At 56.4% G+C, this 17,570-nt stretch carries 17 protein-coding genes; 10 read left to right on the forward strand and 7 right to left on the reverse strand.

The genetic code is table 11. The annotated features are described in order from the left end of the window. The first annotated feature begins 1 nt into the window (after nucleotide 1). From KLP42_RS24310 to KLP42_RS24335, 6 genes are read left to right on the forward strand one after another with little or no spacing between them, the layout of a single operon-like run. Entirely contained in the window at nucleotides 2-1,030 is a 1,029-nt protein-coding gene (locus KLP42_RS24310; RefSeq protein ID WP_215570475.1) for a TrbL/VirB6 family protein, read from the forward strand. Nucleotides 1,031-1,063: 33 nt separating this feature from the next. Beyond that, nucleotides 1,064-1,756, forward strand: coding sequence for a VirB8 family type IV secretion system protein (locus KLP42_RS24315; protein WP_037093755.1), 693 nt, complete (start codon nucleotides 1,064-1,066; stop codon nucleotides 1,754-1,756). After that, nucleotides 1,753-2,565, forward strand: a complete 813-nt coding sequence (gene virB9, locus KLP42_RS24320; protein ID WP_215570451.1) for a P-type conjugative transfer protein VirB9 — start codon at nucleotides 1,753-1,755, stop codon at nucleotides 2,563-2,565. The genes KLP42_RS24315 and virB9 overlap by 4 nt, the downstream gene beginning before the upstream one ends. Continuing rightward, a complete protein-coding gene (gene virB10 / locus KLP42_RS24325; protein WP_215570453.1) occupies nucleotides 2,565-3,776 on the forward strand; it encodes a type IV secretion system protein VirB10 in 1,212 nt (403 codons plus the stop codon). The genes virB9 and virB10 overlap by 1 nt, the downstream gene beginning before the upstream one ends. Then, on the forward strand, nucleotides 3,757-4,779 hold the full coding sequence (virB11, locus tag KLP42_RS24330) for a P-type DNA transfer ATPase VirB11 (RefSeq protein WP_037093762.1): 1,023 nt from the start codon (nucleotides 3,757-3,759) through the stop codon (nucleotides 4,777-4,779). Before virB10 ends, virB11 begins: the two co-directional genes overlap by 20 nt. Continuing rightward, nucleotides 4,776-6,863 (forward strand): type IV secretory system conjugative DNA transfer family protein, encoded by a 2,088-nt coding sequence (locus KLP42_RS24335; RefSeq protein WP_215570455.1) that lies wholly within the window; start codon nucleotides 4,776-4,778, stop codon nucleotides 6,861-6,863. The genes virB11 and KLP42_RS24335 overlap by 4 nt, the downstream gene beginning before the upstream one ends. 7 nt (nucleotides 6,864-6,870) lie before the next feature. Here KLP42_RS24335 and KLP42_RS24340 read toward each other — a convergent pair whose 3' ends face one another. The 3 genes from KLP42_RS24340 to KLP42_RS24350 are packed head-to-tail and all read right to left on the reverse strand — an operon-like array spanning nucleotide 6,871 to nucleotide 9,972. Continuing rightward, nucleotides 6,871-7,083, reverse strand: a complete 213-nt coding sequence (locus KLP42_RS24340) for a hypothetical protein (RefSeq protein ID WP_113380122.1) — start codon at nucleotides 7,081-7,083, stop codon at nucleotides 6,871-6,873. A gap of 6 nt (nucleotides 7,084-7,089) precedes the next feature. Continuing rightward, nucleotides 7,090-9,567: a relaxase/mobilization nuclease domain-containing protein gene (locus KLP42_RS24345; protein ID WP_215570457.1), complete on the reverse strand. Its 2,478-nt coding sequence runs from the start codon at nucleotides 9,565-9,567 to the stop codon at nucleotides 7,090-7,092. A 3-nt stretch (nucleotides 9,568-9,570) separates the two neighbouring features. Next, nucleotides 9,571-9,972, reverse strand: coding sequence for a plasmid mobilization protein (locus KLP42_RS24350; RefSeq protein ID WP_215570459.1), 402 nt, complete (start codon nucleotides 9,970-9,972; stop codon nucleotides 9,571-9,573). A gap of 549 nt (nucleotides 9,973-10,521) precedes the next feature. On the opposite strand from KLP42_RS24350, the gene KLP42_RS24355 reads away from it, so the two are divergent. The 4 genes from KLP42_RS24355 (at nucleotide 10,522) to KLP42_RS24370 (ending at nucleotide 12,889) form a co-directional block, all read left to right on the forward strand. Next, nucleotides 10,522-11,235 (forward strand): ParA family protein, encoded by a 714-nt coding sequence (locus KLP42_RS24355; RefSeq protein WP_113380119.1) that lies wholly within the window; start codon nucleotides 10,522-10,524, stop codon nucleotides 11,233-11,235. Then, entirely contained in the window at nucleotides 11,228-11,674 is a 447-nt protein-coding gene (locus KLP42_RS27015) for a hypothetical protein (protein ID WP_252193244.1), read from the forward strand. Before KLP42_RS24355 ends, KLP42_RS27015 begins: the two co-directional genes overlap by 8 nt. Then, the gene (locus tag KLP42_RS24365; RefSeq protein ID WP_215570461.1) at nucleotides 11,671-12,093 is read left to right on the forward strand and encodes a hypothetical protein; all 423 of its coding nucleotides are present in this window, start codon (nucleotides 11,671-11,673) and stop codon (nucleotides 12,091-12,093) included. The genes KLP42_RS27015 and KLP42_RS24365 overlap by 4 nt, the downstream gene beginning before the upstream one ends. Before the next feature lie 172 nt (nucleotides 12,094-12,265). Continuing rightward, the gene (locus KLP42_RS24370; protein WP_149740641.1) at nucleotides 12,266-12,889 is read left to right on the forward strand and encodes a helix-turn-helix domain-containing protein; all 624 of its coding nucleotides are present in this window, start codon (nucleotides 12,266-12,268) and stop codon (nucleotides 12,887-12,889) included. A gap of 105 nt (nucleotides 12,890-12,994) precedes the next feature. On the opposite strand, the gene repC is transcribed toward KLP42_RS24370, so the two are convergent. The 4 genes from repC to KLP42_RS24390 all read right to left on the reverse strand — a co-directional run. Next, nucleotides 12,995-14,233: a plasmid replication protein RepC gene (repC, locus tag KLP42_RS24375; RefSeq protein ID WP_215570477.1), complete on the reverse strand. Its 1,239-nt coding sequence runs from the start codon at nucleotides 14,231-14,233 to the stop codon at nucleotides 12,995-12,997. 198 nt (nucleotides 14,234-14,431) lie between these two features. Continuing rightward, nucleotides 14,432-15,430, reverse strand: a complete 999-nt coding sequence (gene repB, locus KLP42_RS24380) for a plasmid partitioning protein RepB (RefSeq protein ID WP_149740638.1) — start codon at nucleotides 15,428-15,430, stop codon at nucleotides 14,432-14,434. Beyond that, nucleotides 15,427-16,644 carry a plasmid partitioning protein RepA gene (repA, locus tag KLP42_RS24385; RefSeq protein ID WP_215570463.1) on the reverse strand — a complete coding sequence of 406 codons (1,218 nt, stop codon included), beginning with the start codon at nucleotides 16,642-16,644 and terminating at the stop codon, nucleotides 15,427-15,429. The genes repB and repA overlap by 4 nt, the downstream gene beginning before the upstream one ends. Nucleotides 16,645-16,907: 263 nt before the next feature. Further along, a partial coding sequence (locus KLP42_RS24390) for an ArdC family protein (protein WP_215570465.1) occupies nucleotides 16,908-17,570 on the reverse strand: 663 nt, incomplete at its 5' end.

The following is a 17,570-nucleotide window of genomic DNA, read 5'->3' on the forward strand; positions in this document are numbered from 1 at the left end:
CATGAACTTTCTAGGCGGCCTGCTTGAGGCTCTTGAAGATGCAGGGCGGAATTTCTCGGAGCGGGCTTATGAGGTCGTTGGCGACGAGATCATGCCCTTTCTGACGATCATGCTTATTGCCTACGTCGCCTATTACGGACTTCAACTCGTCATGGGGACCGCGCGAGTGAGCGTCGGCGAGATCGTCGGCCGGGTCGTGCGGATGATGCTTATCGTCGCCTTCATTGATCAGTGGGGCAACTTCCAACTCTTCTTTTACGACTGGCTGAACAACACGCCGGAAGACGTGGGGCGGGCGCTCCTGACGGCTAGCAGTACCGGGATAACTGAGCCGACAGACGGCCTCTCCATGATTTGGGAGACGGCGAATGAGGCAGCAGCAGCATTCGCGGAGCAGTCAGGCTACTTCGCCATTCTCCCGGGCCTTGTAGGGTTCCTGATCATGCTGGCGGTTGGGCTGTTCATTGCCGTTGCGCTTGCCATCCTCGTGCTTGCGAAGGTGATGATGTGGGTGCTGCTTGGCACTGCACCGATCTTTATCGCCTGCCTATTGTTTGATTCCACACGCCAGTACGGAATGGCTTGGTTCCAGCAGGTTTTGACGTACGCGATCATTCCGCTCTTCGTTTACGTCGTCGCCGCCTTTCTCATCACGACCATGGACGCTGAACTGCAGAAGGTCGCAGCGGCAGCATCCGCGAACGAGATCCAGCTAGACGATATCTCGGCTTTCGTCCTGATCTGCGCGGCTGGCGCTTTTGTCCTCTTCAACATTCAAACGCTCGCCCAGGGAATTACCGGGGGCGTGGCAACGGGCGTTGGTCAGATCGCTCGATCGGTTGGCTACGCGACCGGGGTTGCACTGCCGGCACGAGCTTTGACCGCGACACGTGCTGTAGCCGGAAGGGCTGGAGAATTAGGAATGGCCGCACGCGCCAGAACCCATGCCGGCATGAGGGAAAACATCCAAAACGCCGGTGCAGCAGAAGCGATGCAAAACAGAATTACCAACAACAGTCTGCCCAACTAGGCGACTGGTGGCGGGAATTAAGGGCTAGGACACATGGCAGAGAATAACGATGCTCTCCGGAGCTATTTTCAGGATGGGGACCGTTGGGAACAAGAGATCGTCAAAAAGGCCAAACGGTCCAAGGCGTTCGCTTGGCTGATTACGCTGATCTTCGGCGGCATCACGATCCTGTCGCTCTCCGCATTGGTGATGCTCGTGCCCCTCAAAAGCTTCGAGCCGTACATTGTCGAGGTCGACAAGAACACTGGCTATATTGAGGTCAAGACAGGGCTGACCCGAACATCGAACATCACCGACCAGCAGGCGGTCACTCAGGCGAATGTCGTCCGTTACATTCGATCCCGCGAGGGCTACGATCCTTTTGCCATCGAGCAGAACTTTGGAATTGCAGCGTTGCTCTCCACCGGCGACGCAGCGCGCGACCTCCAGGCCCAATGGAGTGCCGCGAACCCTGACAATCCAGCTCGCCGGCTCGGCAAAAATAAGTCGATCACCGTCGACATAAAGTCTGTCACCTTCCCCAACACAACAACGGCGCTCGTCCGGTTCTCGACGCATGAGCGCTCTGATTCAGATGTCATCACGCGCCACTTCATCTCTATCGTTCGCTATCGCTACACGGATACGCCTGAGCGCAACGAATGGCGCTTCGAAAACCCGTTGGGCTTCCAGGTTTATGACTACCGCCGTGATCAGGAAACGGTGACCTCGGGAGGTCAGCAGTGAAATATGGCTTGCCTTTGGCGGCGTCGATCGCCGCTCTCACGATGGTCCAAGCCTATGCGGCGCAACAGCCCCGCCCTGGCAGTCTGGATGCGCGTGTGACCAGTGTCGTCTATCAGCCGAACAACGTCGTGAAGGTATCTGCGACCTACGGCATCTCAACGATGATCATCTTCGACGAAGATGAGAAGTTTGAGACGATTTCGCTTGGCGACACCGACAGTTGGCAGGTTGCCCCGTCCGAGAAGGGCAACATCCTTTTCGTCAAGCCAATAGCCAAGGACGTCTCCACAAACATGAACGTGGTGACCTCAAAAAGGATCTACTTCCTTGAGCTCAATGACTATGCACCGGAAGCAGGGAAAAAGGTCTTCGGCATTCGGTTCGTTTATCCGGAGAAGAACCTGAACGAGTCTCTGCGGAAGGAGGCTGAGTTTCGGGCGGCCAACCCGAACATTTCGAGCATCGACAAAGCGAACGTCAACATTGACTACTCTTTCTCGGGCGACGCGGCACTGAAGCCGACAATGGTCTTCGATGACGGCAAGAAGACCTTTTTCAAGTTCGGCCGAGGGACTGTGCCGGCCATTTTTGCCGTCCAATCCGACTTCTCCGAGACCCTGCGAAACTTCCGCAAGGAAGGCGAATACATCGTCGTTGACGGCGTAGCGACGCAATACACGCTCCGGGAAGGAAACCAGTGGACGTGCATTTTCAACCTCCGCAAGCCGGACTTTGCAGCACCTGATCCTGACATCATGGCTCCGAAACCGGATCCTGATGCCAGCAAACGCAGGAGGAGCGGCAACTAATGAAGCGCAGCCCTGAACTCGACGCTATGGCGGCGGCCGACGAGGCCGAAATCAGCAATCGGAACGTGAAGCGCAATCAGACGGTCGGCATGGCCGCTCTGTTGCTCGCTGGCGTCTTCGCCGCGTACCTGGTGCTGGCCACGTCCGGCGAAAACCCGCCTGAGAGCCCGCAAAGTGAAGAGGAATTTCGGACAACGACTTTTCGGCCGCCTGGCTTTGTGCGCGATGGGGAGCCCACTCCCCCACCACCAGAACAGCCGGTTTTAGAACTCCCGCCTCCGCCGCCTCCGCCGCCAGCTCCGCCGGTCGACGTTACAGAATTTAACGTGCCTCCCCCGCCCGAGGTAGCTCAACCGGCAAGCGCTCCCCCGCTCGCCGAAGAGGTATTTCCAGAGCGGTTTCGGTCGAAGCTAATTACGCTTGACCAGAACTTAGGCGGCGCCGCGAATAGTTCGCTGGATGGCTCGAACAGCGGCACGCCTTTGACCGTCGCTGGCGAGGATCGCAACAGCCAATACCTGTCGTCAGCGAGCGCGATCGGGGACCGTTCCGCGAAGGCGCGAAAGATTGAGCGGATCGACGCGATGATTCCGGAGGGCACGCTGATCCCCGGCATCTTGGAAACGGCGATCGTCAGCGACCTTCCGGGGCAGGTCCGGGCCATCACATCCAAGGATGTCTACTCCTTCGATGGCCGGCGTGTGCTGATCCCGACAGGAACACGGTTGATCGGGGAATATCAGTCCGAAGTTACGCGGGGGCAGAAGCGGGTCTTTGTCGTGTGGACGAGGCTGATCCGCGATGACGGCGTGTCGGTGCGCCTGAATTCCATCGGAACGGACAGCCTCGGTCGATCGGGTCTGACTGGTCATGTCGACAACAAGTTCCGTGAGCGCTTTGGTGCATCGATCCTGCTATCTATTGTCGGGGGTGGTGCAAGCTATCTCACCGGATACGGTAGCGACTCCAGCTCCGGAAACGATGACGCCGAAAGAGGCGCACAATTGGCGCGCGAGACGATCGCGCAAACCTTCAGCGACATGGCGAACACGGTCCTGGCCGAAAATCTGAGGATCCCTCCAACGATCAGCGTACCTCAAGGCGAGCGGATCTTCGTGTATGTTCGCCAGGACCTCGATTTCAGCGCCATGTACGACGATCCTGTCACGGAAGCGATGAAGGAGATCAAACGTGAACGTTATGGTAGGTAACACGACGGCTCATGATCCCCACTATTTTCTGAACCGGTCTCTGGAGCCCATCAGGCAATTTCTCGATGACCCGAAGGTGGTTGAGATTGCGGTGAACCGGCCAGGCCAAGTCTATGTTGAGCGTTTCGGCGCTGATCACATGGAGCATCATGAAATCGATGCTCTGACGGCACGCGAGATCGAGAACATTGGCGAGCGGGTTGCCGCAGCGACAAAGCAGTTCCTCAACGCCGCTAATCCGATCCTTAGCGCAGCACTGCCGACCGGCGAACGTATCCAGGTCGTCTTGCCGCCCGCGGCACCTGACGGTGGGTCGATCACGATCCGTAAGCAGGTTGTGCAGAATTTTTCTCTGCAGGACTACCGTGACAACGGCTCTCTCGACAAAGTCTCGGTTGCTGTCGGGGGCCTAAGCGACGTGGATCGGGAGCTGATCGCCTATCTACGCGCGGAGAAGATCTACGACTTCATCCATACGGCCATCACGAAGCGGGTTTCGATCCTGATCAGTGGCGGCACGTCGTCGGGCAAAACCACGTTTCTGAACGCGTGCCTGAACTCTGTAGACCTGAATGAGCGGATCCTGACGCTTGAAGACACTCGTGAGCTATTCCCACCACAGAAGAACGCGGTCCACCTGATCGCCTCCAAGGGTGGGCAAGGCACTGCAAACGTGACGATTCAAAACCTTCTTGAATCGGCGCTTCGAATGCGGCCGGATCGCCTCTTTGTTGGCGAGATTCGTGGCGCTGAGGCCTTTTCATTCCTTCGCGCCATCAACACAGGCCACCCGGGCAGCATGTCGACAGTACACGCCGATACGCCGCTCGGCGCCTATGAACAGCTTGCCATGATGATGCAGCAGTCCGGCATGTCCGCCGGCTACTCCAAGCAGGACCTGATGTCCTACATCCAAATGGTCATTCCGATCGTGATCCAGCTCAGGCGGGAAGGCGGCAAGCGCGGGGTGTCCGAAATCTACTTCGCACGGGATGCATCATGAGTAAGGGGCTACAGGCCTTCTATCTGTTCTTCTGCCTGTTGATCGCATTTGCAGTCTGGATGCTGGCGTACGGGGCGGGGCTTCAGCTCTTCTACGGTGACGGTAGGATCCTCGAGGCGACAATCACCTCAAACCCATTCGCGCCAATTCAGCAGTTCTGGGCCTATAGCTCCTCCCCTTCCCTTCAAAAAGTCGCGCTCGGCTCCGTAGTGCCCGCGCTGCTCGTATCAGGCCTCATTGCTTATCTTGGGCTCAAACCTACCAGCAATCCATTAGGGGATGCAGCCTTTCAGGATCTCGCAACCCTTCGGCGCGGGAAGTGGTTTGGCAAGAAAGGTCACATATTCGGCCGCATCGGGAGCAACGTCCTCCGCGCGTATGACGATCGCCACCACCTCATTATTGGCCCGACGCGATCCGGTAAGGGCGCGGGCTACGTCATCCCCAACGCTCTCATGCACGAAGGCTCTATGATCGTCACGGATCTGAAGGGCGAGGTCTACAAGGCAACCGCCGGCTATCGGAAGCGCAACGGCAGCCAGGTCTTCCTGTTCGCGCCGGGTTCCGAGACGACCAACAGCTATAATCCCTTGGATTTCGTTCGTCCGGAGCGAGGCAAACGCACGACTGACATTCAAAATATCGCCAGCATTCTTGTACCGGAAAACACCGAATCCGAGAATTCAGTTTGGCAGGCCACAGCTCAACAGGTTCTCGCCGGCGCCATCAGCTACGTTCTCGAAAGCCCCTTCTACAAAGGGCGCAGGAACCTCGGCGAGATCAACTCCTTCTTCAACAGCGGGACCGATCTGCAGGCCTTGATGAAGTACATCAAGGAGAAGGAGCCATACCTGTCGAAGTTCACGATGGAGAGCTTCAATTCCTACCTGTCTCTCTCGGATCGGGCCGCGGCCTCGGCACTGCTTGATATCCAGAAGGCGATGAGGCCGTTCAAGAACGAACGCGTTGTGGCCGCAACGAACATGACCGACATGGACCTTCGATCCATGAAGCGTCGCCCCATCACAATCTACCTTGCCCCGAACATCACCGACATCACGCTTCTTAGGCCGCTGCTGACGCTATTCGTTCAACAGGTGATGGACATACTCACCCTTGAGCATGATCCCAACTCCGTGCCGGTCTATTTTCTGCTGGATGAGTTTCGCCAGCTGAAGCGCATGGACGAGATCATGACGAAGCTGCCCTATGTGGCCGGCTATAAGATCAAGCTTGCCTTCATCATCCAGGACCTAAAGAACCTGGATGAGATCTATGGTGAGACGTCCCGACATTCGCTCCTTGGCAACTGCGGCTATCAGCTCATCCTTGGTGCCAATGATCAGGCCACGGCAGAGTATGCTTCCCGCGCGCTTGGCAAGAGAACCATCCGATATCAGTCTGAATCGCGCACTATCGAGCTTATGGGCCTCCCGCGCCGAACGAAGGTTGAGCAAATTCGTGATCGGGACCTGATGATGCCGCAGGAAGTCCGCCAGATGCCCGAGAACAAAATGATCCTGTTGGTGGAGGGGCAGCGGCCAATCTTTGGAGAGAAGCTGCGCTTCTTTAAGACGCAGCCCTTCAAGGAGGCGGAGGCCTATTCTCAGACGCACATACCGACCGTTCCAACTGTCGATTACCTGCTACCCAAACCCGTACCAGCGACCACGCCGGCCTATGCCAATGCAGGCCAGGAACAGACTGAAGAAGCAGAAGCGGTAAAGCCCGCAACGGAGGCCAAAGCTGATGCACTGGAGGCGCCAGCGCAGAAGGAAACTCCGAAGGAGCAACAAGCCTCCACCCCACCCCCTCGCGTCGTGAACCCCTCTGCTTTGACAAGCAAGAAGGCCAGCGCCGGTGGCACCGTGGAACCTGCAAAAGCAGCTGCGCCCGCTCGCGAAAAGCGCGCGATGCCTATCTCAGAGGACGAAATTGAGAAAGCGCACAATGATCGAGTTAGCCGCCTCAAGGAGGTGGTCGATCGGGAGGCAGAGGGGAAATCACCGCGCAAAAGGAAAACCTTGGAAGAGCTATTCGCGGCGACCGTTCCTGATCCAATCATGGAACAGGCCGGCCGCTAATCCAGGGTCAGAAGGGCCAGAAGCTCGCTGCGTACTGACCCGCCTCTGTTAGCCAAGCCGCAGAAGCATGATACCAGCCGATCACGGTCCCGTAGACCTTGATCAGGATCGCGAGGATCCCGACGGAGACCATGCCCCACACCATCATCTTGCCGACGATGTCGGCAGACTTGGGGTCGTTTACTTCCACCAGGTAGGTGTTCTGATTACCGTCCTGCATGACACTTTAGCGATCACGGTCGTCCCGATTACGCTCCCTCTGTTCAACCTGTTCACGCTCCAACTCCTCGAGACGAGGAATGTGCTGTTGCGCGGGATCAGTCCGAGTGGTCTCGCCCCCCCGCTGGGTCGCTTCCCTGTCTCTGTTTACACGATCTTGCTGCCTCTGAGTAGCGTCCACCGTCTCGGCGAGCTGGTGAGCCTCACGCTCCGCTTGCCCGATCGGACGTTCTTCTTCCAGATCCACCCTGAGATCGCGTTGGCGATCGTCGGCAGTATCCGCGGTTATCGGCTGCTTGTTTGACTTGGTTTCGTCCCCACGCTCTTCATTGCGTTCAATGGTCTCGATCTCCGCGCGCAGTTCCGGATCCTCGTTGGCAACATCCCGGAGATAGCCGTTTCCGGTAGCGGCGAGTTGAGCTGCATGATGAAGCGAAGCCTCAAGGCCCTTCTCATACTGCTCCCGGTTTTCGTCTCCGAGCTCGTCGGCTTCGATATGGGCGAGGCCGGAGCGATAGTGTTCCACATTTGCCATCGCATCGTTACCAGCCTCAACGACAACCTTTCCATGCTTGGCAACAGCCGCCTCCCACTGGAGGTTAGCATTCGTCTGCTCTTGCACCTCAGATGCCGTTCTATCCGGCGCTGCCCCACCTTCTCTGGGGACGTCGCCAGCAGCGTTTCGTCCATCCTGCTCATCAAGCCCACGCTCCTTCATTTCGAGCATCTGCCTGCGCAGATCGACGATTTCGCGAGCAAGGGAGGAAACTTCTTCGAAGCCTGACCGGTCCTCTGGACCAGCGCTGCGCTGAAGGTTGAATAGAGCCGTTTCAACCGTCTTTTCGTACGCTTCGAACTCTGGGCGTGTCTGCTCGCGCATGTCCTTTGCCTCCGACAACATGTCTCTGATTGCTACCATATTGGAGCGGTAATCACCGCCGAAATCTGCATGAATGACTGCACCAGCAGGCGATTGATCCGTTTGGGTAAGGCCGTTTTCCAGATAGGAGCGATGCTGAGCGGCGTAGGCCGCAACCACTGTGTCGCCGGCGTTGACTGCAATCTTCTGCCAGGTCTCCTGCGCTTTTAGGATGTATTGGCGGCTTCTCTGGCTCGTCGCCACCACGCGTCGACCAGCTCGCTTTGCGTCATATCGCGCCTGTGCCGGATCGCTGGTGCCTACATGCTCGGTTCGACCGTCATGCCTGACGGCGCGAACCTGATTTCGCGTGAAGGCTGGCGGCGTAGCGAACTCGCGCCGATCGGTCATTTCCATATTAATGCCGTGGTCACGCGCCTTCTCGGCCATGACCTCACGCCATTGCCGGAAGGTGGCCGGAGTCGTCTCGATCCGGTCGCCCGATTCCGAACGCATGGTAACGATGGCATGGGCATGAACATGCGGCCGCTTGCCCCCCTCCCCTGCTTCTTTCGGATCGTTCTCCGGATCGTGCATAGCGAATACGTACCGATGGCCCGCAAACTGCTCAGCCAGGAAGTCGCGAACAGCTCCTTCGAACGCGACAGCATCCGTGCCGGCACGCGCCGACATGATCACGTGCATCACGTCACGGCTCTTGCGGCTGTGCAGTTCATCCCGCCATTCCTTTTGCACCAGGTCGCCCGCAGCCTTGTCATCGGCAATCGCACGTCCCTGATCGTCTCGAACGTCGTTCCGCTGCGCGATCAGGTCTCGCAACTTGGCAGCGCCATATTCCACGCCGTTGCCATAGCCTGTGAACGAGAAAGCCGCAGGGGCCTCTTTTGCAACAGCGCTGGCGTTAAAACGCTCCTGAACGATGTCGGCCGCCTTCGCGTCCGCCGTCAGTCGCTCGCCCTGCCCGCTGCGCAACACAACGTAGCCCTCAATCGTGAGCGATCCGTCATTCTGGGTTTCGACAGAGTAAGCATAGCGCCGATCACCAAAGCCACTGCTGAGAATGTCCCGCACCTGCTCATGTCGGTCCGAGCCGCCGGACAAGCTCACCTCGACGCTGAACGCGCCGATGTCGCGGCTCTCGGTCCTGTTCTGGAAAAGGTGATCCCAATCACCACGGAGACGCGCCAGCTCCTCACGGCCACGCAACGTCTCGCCGTTCTCATTTTCAACCTTCAGCTCCCCGCCTCTGGAAACATAGTTGAGCATCGAACCGACACGGGCGCCACCACCGTAGGACGCCAGTTTAACCACGGCTGGCTGGCTCCCTTTGGCAACGCTCGCAAGACGAACGTCCATCGATCGCGCAGCACCCGAACCGGCAGCCACCGACCTCGAAGGGGATGACGCGTTGAATGCCGAAGTCCTTCCGCCTCCCCTGGCTCCGGATCCGCCTTTTGACATTCCAACCTGGTGCTGGAGATTTTTCAGTCTCTTCTCAAGCTCTTCTTCTACGGCGCTCCCACGGCCGCCAAGCGTCATTTCGTGCAATAGCGCCGCGCGTCTCTGCTCCCACTCGCTTGTGAAAGTGCCAAAGAAGAACTCCACGGCCTACACCTCCCCTCGGCGCTCATGGCCGGCGCGGCGCGAAAGTGTCCGGAGCTCGCTCATGACTGCCGCCTGAATCCGTTGGACGTTGCCAAGATTGATGTCCAGCTCTGAGGGATGGACACCCTTTCCTGCATTCAGGGAGCGCGCGACCTGGTTCAAATTGATGCCGATCATCCGCATGTCTTCGAGCAGTGCGCCCATGATCAACCTGTCTTCCGCAGTCAGAATTGGGCGAACACCAGCACCCTCGAGGAGCAGCGAAAGGAAAAAAGCAGACACACTCATACCGGCCGACTTGGCCGCTTCTTCGATAGCCGAATGCTCAGCATCGCTGACGCGGACGTTGATGAGACGCCCCTTGCGTTGCTTGGCTGACGGTACTTCGATCGTGTCTTCACTCATCAATCAATCAAGCCTTTTCGGAGCCTAGCGACCCTCATCGTGGGCACGTCCCACGATCGCAATGCAAAATGTAAAACATTTTTGCGTATCCTGCCACTCTAAACCTAAAGCACCATCCCCCAATTTCAACCTAATTTCACCTCTCGACTGGCTCCGCTTCGCCTCGCACTCTTTCCGTTGGAACGCTCACCAGGGTTCACCGCCAAAACCGCTTCTGAAGGCCTTTGTCTGTCCCTCGTACTCAGGCGAAAGGGACGCTTCGCTCTTCGCCCTTGCGCCTTCCGTGCGAGCGCCAAGTGAGGCCTTACGCGGCTCCGGGGTTCACCACTCGACCGGAGCACTCGACTAAACCACACGACTAACTCATGTGGTTTCGTAACGGCATATTACCGTGTGTTCACACGGTGGTTTTGATCTTAACCTGCGTGCATTCACATGTTAGTTTCGCATCGATGTTATGATCTTAACGACGATATGGCTTTACCTATTGAGCACTCGTTGGACTGCTAGGGGGCGGGGTGCACTGTTAGACTGGAAGTGGATCGTGAAATGGCAATCTGCATATCGCTGGTAAGCGGCAAGGGCGGCGCGGGGAAGACAACCGCCGTTATCCTGATCGCTGGGGAATATGCGCTTCATGGTAAGCAAGTGCTTTTGATTGATGCGGACGGACGACAAAACCTGAATGAGTGGTGGTCCCGCTCCGAGGCGAAAGACAACAGGCCAGACGGCATTGAGCTTCGCACGGCGGTAACCAACGCATCACTGCAGCATATTCTGGAGAACGAAACCGTCGGGTTTGACGTCGTGTTAATCGACTCACCCGGTCAAGACACCGTGCTACGAGACACGATCATCGCCGGCTCGCACATCGTTATGACGCCGATCCAACCAAATCAGGACGAGATCCTTGCAGCTGGCCAGGCCGCAATGGACGTAGCTGACGCCTGCGATCGGACCGGACGAAACATTCCTCACCTCAACTTCAGGACCCGGATCACTCTCCCCGGCCGCTCACTGGAAGCTTACCGCCTAATCCGCCCCTTCATCGCAAACCTGCAGGAGCAGGGATATGATTCACACCTCCTCGACACCGAGCTTTATGAGCGAAACCCGTATCGCGACATCAGACTTGGATATGGGACACTGCAAATGCTGGAGCTCAGCGACTCTGTCAAAAAGGCCCGGAGTGAGGTTATGGCCATGATGCAAGAAATTGAACGTTTCCTGCCAAACGAGCAAAAGAGGGCGCAAAATGGCTAAAGGGACTTCAAGTATATCTGATTTTCCCGTTGCACCGCGACGGTCGCGGGGGAATGTGCCCAATCCAATGTCGCAACCGGCCATAGACCATGAAGCAGAAAATGTGGTGCCCAGCGATCATCTGGACCAAGTCGCTTTAGGAGAAGCTGCCGCTAAGGTTCCTGACGTTCAGGTGCCACCAAGGTCGAGTTTGATCCTGCCATCACCGGAGGCTCGCCGGGAGAGAGCGACGAACAAATCGTTGGAGCGTGAGGCGTCCAGAATACGACTGCAGGAGCTGAAGCAGAACAAAGCGCGGGAGAGCAAACACTTCGTCAACTGCCCCCTTGATTACGACACCAAGAAGCGTCTGGAGCGAGCAGCCTCTGACAACGACTTGAAAATGACGGTAATCGTCAAGGCCGCGATCGACCAGTTCCTGAAGGATAATGGTTATTGATCCTCGACCTTCGATTTCTGGCGGGGGTAGCGGTAGGCACAACCCTTGGATTTTTGATCAACCCTGAAGCGGCGGAGAAGGTCGGGATCGATACTCGCGCCATAGAGAGAACTTTACCCAGTTTCGCCGCCTCTCCACCGGAGCCTTTCAAGCAAACAGACTGGCCAACGGACGATCGCGCCAACCGTGAGCTGTTCCGGTTTGCAATGTGGGATTTCGAGGCATACGGACCAAGGTCTGAGCTCCGCATCACAAGATGCATCAGCATCGACCAGCTCTCCGTGGCATGCGAAATGCGCGTGAAGTTGAGTTGGGTCACCGAAGAGAGGACCCTCGAAGGCGTCTTTCAATCCAATGCCCACGGCTGGAATCTGATTGCTGCGAAAGCGGTCAATAGGAATACGCGCGGTCAATCTTAAGCATGACGGACAACGCGCCTCTGAGTTGCACATTTCGCATCCAAGAGATCCATGCTCACGTCATTCCCCCCAATTTTGTGAGGGTTTTGTAACTGGTGCGAAGGATGACAGTGCCTTAATGGCACGATATGGTGCGTGATATCTGCCACAGGCGGATTTGGGGACTGAGGGAATGCCTACGGTGCGGAATCTATCCGACTATATCAAATCGAGGGAACTGGTTGAGACCACAGATCCAGATTTCCAGAGACCCCTGTACCGCAAGGAGGGATTCGACGGCATAGTCAGCTTCGGCGAGATTGACGCAAAACTTTCCGCATTCCTCTTGGACGAACGCGCGAAAACTGGTCTGACCCAGAGCGATTTCGCGACCCTGGCTGGTCTCGCTCGAGTGGTCTACAGCCGCTACGAACTGAACATTTCGCGACTGACCGTCTCTCGAATGATCCACCTTTCCGAGCTCCTCGGGTTTCTGCCGATGCAGATGATTCATGCCGCTGCACCTCATCTCTACGGAAAAAATCCTGAAGAGGCCGACGATCGGGTTGAACTCTTCAGACTCATTCATGACCTCCCGCACGACACCATACGCAGTTTGATCGGTATAGTTGGCCAACTGACGCCTAAGGATGTCCTTGAAGCTCGGCAGAAAGCGGAAGCGGAGGCCGAAGCACAAGCTGAGGCTGAACGCCAACGTCTGGCCAGAAAAGCGGCGAGAGTCAGCAGGAAGGGCCGTCCCCCTGGCCGGCCACCAGGTCGTAAATCATCCAAGGTCGAAACGCCGACAGACGATTGAAGAACGGAAAACGGCCGTCAAGTGATAGCCATTTAGGAACGCGTCGTCCCTCGTCCCTGTGGTCTATTCGATCGAGCCCACAACTTGGTACGTCGGCACTCCCCCTCACCCCGTTTTCCGGTCGCTGTTCGCATTTGCACGCATCAGCGACATCAGCATTGGTCCCAGGCCGAACTCCCCTACCCTCGCTCGGCGCGTGAGATCGCGGAGATATCCACCTGCCGAGTTGATATGCCCTGCCCTCTCCAAGATTGCGGCCATAGCAACTGCGGCGTTCTCAGGTCCCATGACCTCGCAAGCCTCCTGATAAGCCGACGGGCTGACACCAAGCATTGATCGAACCACCACCGCGGCCCCCATCAGCTCGCGCCAATGGGAGATCGTGCCCCCGGGCCCGTAGTCCGAAATCTGCGGGCAGGCTTTCAGGACCATCGACAGCGGGAATGCCTTCATCTGTTCCGGCTTTGCCAACGGCTGAGCAACCGCTTTGGGTGCTACTTCCAGCTCGACGGCTCCGCCCTGCTCTTTTCGAGAGCTAGGTTCAAGTTCATTGATGGATTCGGGTTTTGAATTCTGTATGTGGCAGCCATTTTGAACAGCATTGCCGTCCATATTTTGAGAATTCAGCTGCTTTTCCAGAAGGTTGAGGATTTCGATACGCAAAAGCTGCATTTCGTCGAGGATTGCCTCCACCTGGTGACGATCAGAATTGCGGGGAAGTCGGCTGATAATGCCGACATACATGTCTTCGATGGCTTCCCAGTCGCCGTCGGCCCCCTCCTCCATCGCTGCTGAAATCAGCTTGCGCACATCACGCCGGCAGATCGTCAGTGCCTCCTTGGCTCGCCTGAACTGCAGGCGTTCGGCAGCGACTTCCTGTGCCAGGATTGCAAGTTCTGCAGCACGAGCCAAAAGTGGAGAAAGATCGAACCCAAAGGCTTGCTCGATATCGCCACCCTTGTCCCGGTGAGCGTAGCGCTTGCCGTTCGGACTATCTTTGCGCTGGATGAGTCCGGCTTCTACCAGGGCAGCCAAATGGCGCCGCAAAGTCGTTCCAGTGATGCCGTGCGCTCTGACCGAGAGTTGGGCATTGGATGGGAAGACGACCAACCCATTCTCGCTGTTGAGTTCGTTCTCCGGATAGAACGTCAGCAGGGCGTCGAGTACAGTCAGTGCCCTGTCCTGGAGGCCGAGGCGTTCACGGGCCTCGCAAGCGTCGCGAAACACCTTCCATTTTTCGACCGGGCGGTTTGGTTTCGTCTCGGACGTTTGGAGCTGCCTCTTTACAAGAGCAAGCACAGCCGGCCGCCGCCCAAAGGGCGTCGTCACATTTCCACTTTGCATTTTCTCAGCCTTCAATAAGGCAAAAGAAACCTGCTCACCAAATTGGCGCCCTAGACTCTTGACTGGGATTCGGGGAAATGCGATTCTCTAGTTGCTACACGATGAGAAGGGCTTCCACGACGGCGACGTTTTGGGGGCCTTTTTCTTTTGCGGGTCTGCTCTCCTGGTTTCACAACTGATTGTCAGCTGACAATCACGCTAATTGTCTGTTTGAGAAGAATTTTCTCGTTCGAATTGTTCGACGAGATCGCTCATCTTAGCGTCAAGGAACTCCGCGAACGCTCTTGATGTAACAGTGATTTTTGAGCCTTTTGACGTCCGCTCCACAGCTGCCAGAACGAGCCCCTTCCGAGTGCGAATCTGTCCTCGACTATTGTCTTTCGAAGCTTTCGGTGCCTGACCGCTTAGCCAGAGACGCGTAAATCTCTCGTTTGAATCAATTGACGTGAACTCGGCCTCGTCAATCGCTTCTGTGATCCTTGCGTAAGCTGCCTTGTCCTTCAAGAGATCGGCAAACGCCAACCACCGAGGTCGACCCACCTTTGCGGCTGGCCCTATAGCGAGGATTATTTGTTCTGGGATAGCGTCAGCAACTTGCAAAAGACGGGAAATTTCAGGTTTGTCCACTGACAGAACTTGGGAGATTCGGTCCCGGTCAAAACCATGCAGCTCGAGATGTTTCGCAAAGAGAGCACGCTCGATGAAGCTGAGATCGACGCGGGGACCGTTTTCTTGCCCTTGTGCGACGATCAGTTCATCGTCCGAAAGTTGGCGCACGATGGCCTTGATTGGGCGATCAAGAATTACCGCCGCACGCAATCTTCGATGGCCATATGCCGCTTGATAGTGATTTTCCTTTGTTGGATGCGGACGAACCAGGATGGGAACTTGCTGTCCGCTTTCCCTCATGGACGAAATGAGTTCTTGTAGGGCGGGATCATGGTCAGTCGGGATACGATCCCGAATGAACGACGCTTCGATTTGAGCGGGACTTAGCTCGACAACTTTATCACCAGCTGCAAGCGCGGTGCGAAGCTCCTTCGCAGCCGCGGCCTCATCACCGAGTCGACCGAGTGAGAGGTTCATAGCTCGAACGGCCCCAGCTGGCTTGTGTGGAGCCTGCGTTTGAACGGGCGACTTGGTTGAATCGCTCGCAGACGAGCTCACCATGTTCTTCAGGATATCGCGGCCTTTCATGCACGCCCCCATGAACTTTTCAGGAGATTTTCAACTTCAAAATTGACCCCGTCCATCGCTTCCACAGCGCGATCATATGTCTGCCGATTCATTGATTCTCGCGCCGCTTCATAAATTGTCTGCTTTGACAGGCCCGCATCAGAGATCGCAGTTGATTTCACCATCATTGATGTAAGAACGCGTTCGCCAAACAAACTTCGCAAGAAGGCAACGATTTGCGCTTGGGGGCCGTCGTTCGGCTCGTACCGTGTGACCAGATATCGCATCCAATCGTATTCGAGATTGCCACCTGCTTCCTTGACCACCGAGAGAAGATCAGAGGTCATAGCCAAGAACTGGTTCATTGACGCCACGTCCAGCATCTGAGGGTGAACTGTTATCAACACGGCAGTTGCTGCGCACAGAGCTGACAGCGTCAAAAATCCGAGGGTTGGCGGGCAGTCTATAACGACGACGTCGTAGCGATCGGAAAGATCGCTTAACGCCTTCCCTACCCTGAGAAAGAACATGTCGGTCTCTGAGCTACTGCGCTCGGCAAGAGCTCTAGGGGTGTCGTGCTCAAATTCATGCAATTCGAGATTGCCCGGTATCAGATCAAGTCCAGGGAAATAAGTCTCCCGAACCACCTCGCCTACTGGACGACGAAGCTCATCATATCGAATAGCTCCGAATAGTGTCTCGTTTTCGCCAACATCGAATTCCGGCTGATATCCAAGCATGGCTGACATCGACGCCTGTGGATCAAGGTCGACAGCCAGCACACGATAACCACGGAGCGCCAGATACTGAGCGAGATGCGTTGACGACGTCGTCTTACCAGATCCGCCCTTGAAGTTAGTAACTGCTATGACCTGCAGGTGGTCCCCTTCCCGGCGTCCAGGAAGATACGCGGGCTTAGTCTTTCCCAGGATGTGTCGGATCGTGTTGATCTCCGACAGAGAAAACGTTCGACGACCACCCGCTGTCCTCTCAGACGTCACCGAGTCTTCCTGTGATGCCAGGTGCCGGACATAGCTGTCGGTCACGCCAAGCAATTTTGCAGCTTCGGTACTACTGAAACGCCTCAACGCTTTTTTTTCGTCAGGTGAAAACAGACGCGCTGATAGTTCCTGCAGATTACTGCTGAGTTTTGCAGAATCATCAGCAATAGTTTTATCGATCGAAACACGTTCGATTTTTTCGATCCGGCTGATTTTCGCGGTCTTATTCGCCATTCACGGTAAACCCGATAATTCGCTGCAATTTGCGCAAATGATCTCATGGCGTGTCTATCCGTCAAGCAGTTTTTGGTTAACGCATATTAACTTCCTGGGCCTAGACAAAGATGTTATTAGATTCAATGGCTTGACTGAATTGTCAGCTGACAATCAACAGGCCCACAAAACGCGCGCTTGGATCTGATTGCTCCGACAAGCTAGAATCAGTCTGCGGCGAGTCAGGGCATTAAACTCGCCGCAATATCAGGAACGGGAGGCGACTAACATCCCGGCTGGCAATCCGTTGAATTCGATAGGTTCAGAGTCCGCAGATAGTCAGCGACTGCCTGAGCCTTCGCGGCGGCAGTGATGACTGCACGTGAATCCTGCTTCAGCACCTTGAGCCAGCTTTCAACGTAAGTCGCGGTGTTGTCTCGCGGATCATGCTCGATGCCAAGATCGGCGCAGACGAACGCGGCTGAGATCTCGGCAACAAGCTCCTCCATGGCGTAGGCCTCACTGCCGAACCGCCCACTCAGATCACGACCCAAACGTGCCTTTGCACCACTCCAATGAGAAATCTCATGAAGAACCGTGCTGTAAAGGTGAACTTCGCTGAGGAACCGCCCCCGATCCGGCATCAGAATGTCATCGAGACCAGGGCGATAACAAGCCTGCTTGCCGCCATAGGTGATCTTCGCGCCAGTGCGATCTATGAAGGATTCGACGTCTTCGAGAACTGGAACGGCATCCATTGGCACATCTTCGGCCGGGCTCTTGAATCGGTCAGATAGGTTGTCGATCTGCTTGACGTTGAAGACGGTGTAGCCCTTGAGATAGGGGATTGCACGATCATCAGCCTCCTGCTCCTTCGGCGTGAAGGTGCCATACTTGACGACGAGGGTCCCTTGTTCGCCCTTGCGGACCTGAGCGCCAAGCTCTTG

Origin of the sequence: Rhizobium sp. CSW-27, assembly GCF_018760785.1 — a bacterium.
In the GTDB taxonomy this organism is placed as follows: domain Bacteria; phylum Pseudomonadota; class Alphaproteobacteria; order Rhizobiales; family Rhizobiaceae; genus Neorhizobium.

Coding starts and splice junctions, on each gene's coding strand:
- KLP42_RS24310 (WP_215570475.1), top strand. CDS start 2: ATGAACTTTCTAGGCGGCCTGCTTGAGGCTCTTGAAGATGCAGGGCGG.
- KLP42_RS24315 (WP_037093755.1), top strand. CDS start 1,064: ATGGCAGAGAATAACGATGCTCTCCGGAGCTATTTTCAGGATGGGGAC.
- virB10 (WP_215570453.1), top strand. CDS start 2,565: ATGAAGCGCAGCCCTGAACTCGACGCTATGGCGGCGGCCGACGAGGCC.
- KLP42_RS24335 (WP_215570455.1), top strand. CDS start 4,776: ATGAGTAAGGGGCTACAGGCCTTCTATCTGTTCTTCTGCCTGTTGATC.
- KLP42_RS24340 (WP_113380122.1), bottom strand. CDS start 7,083: ATGCAGGACGGTAATCAGAACACCTACCTGGTGGAAGTAAACGACCCC.
- KLP42_RS24350 (WP_215570459.1), bottom strand. CDS start 9,972: ATGAGTGAAGACACGATCGAAGTACCGTCAGCCAAGCAACGCAAGGGG.
- KLP42_RS24355 (WP_113380119.1), top strand. CDS start 10,522: ATGGCAATCTGCATATCGCTGGTAAGCGGCAAGGGCGGCGCGGGGAAG.
- KLP42_RS27015 (WP_252193244.1), top strand. CDS start 11,228: ATGGCTAAAGGGACTTCAAGTATATCTGATTTTCCCGTTGCACCGCGA.
- KLP42_RS24370 (WP_149740641.1), top strand. CDS start 12,266: ATGCCTACGGTGCGGAATCTATCCGACTATATCAAATCGAGGGAACTG.
- repC (WP_215570477.1), bottom strand. CDS start 14,233: ATGCAAAGTGGAAATGTGACGACGCCCTTTGGGCGGCGGCCGGCTGTG.
- repB (WP_149740638.1), bottom strand. CDS start 15,430: ATGAAAGGCCGCGATATCCTGAAGAACATGGTGAGCTCGTCTGCGAGC.
- repA (WP_215570463.1), bottom strand. CDS start 16,644: ATGGCGAATAAGACCGCGAAAATCAGCCGGATCGAAAAAATCGAACGT.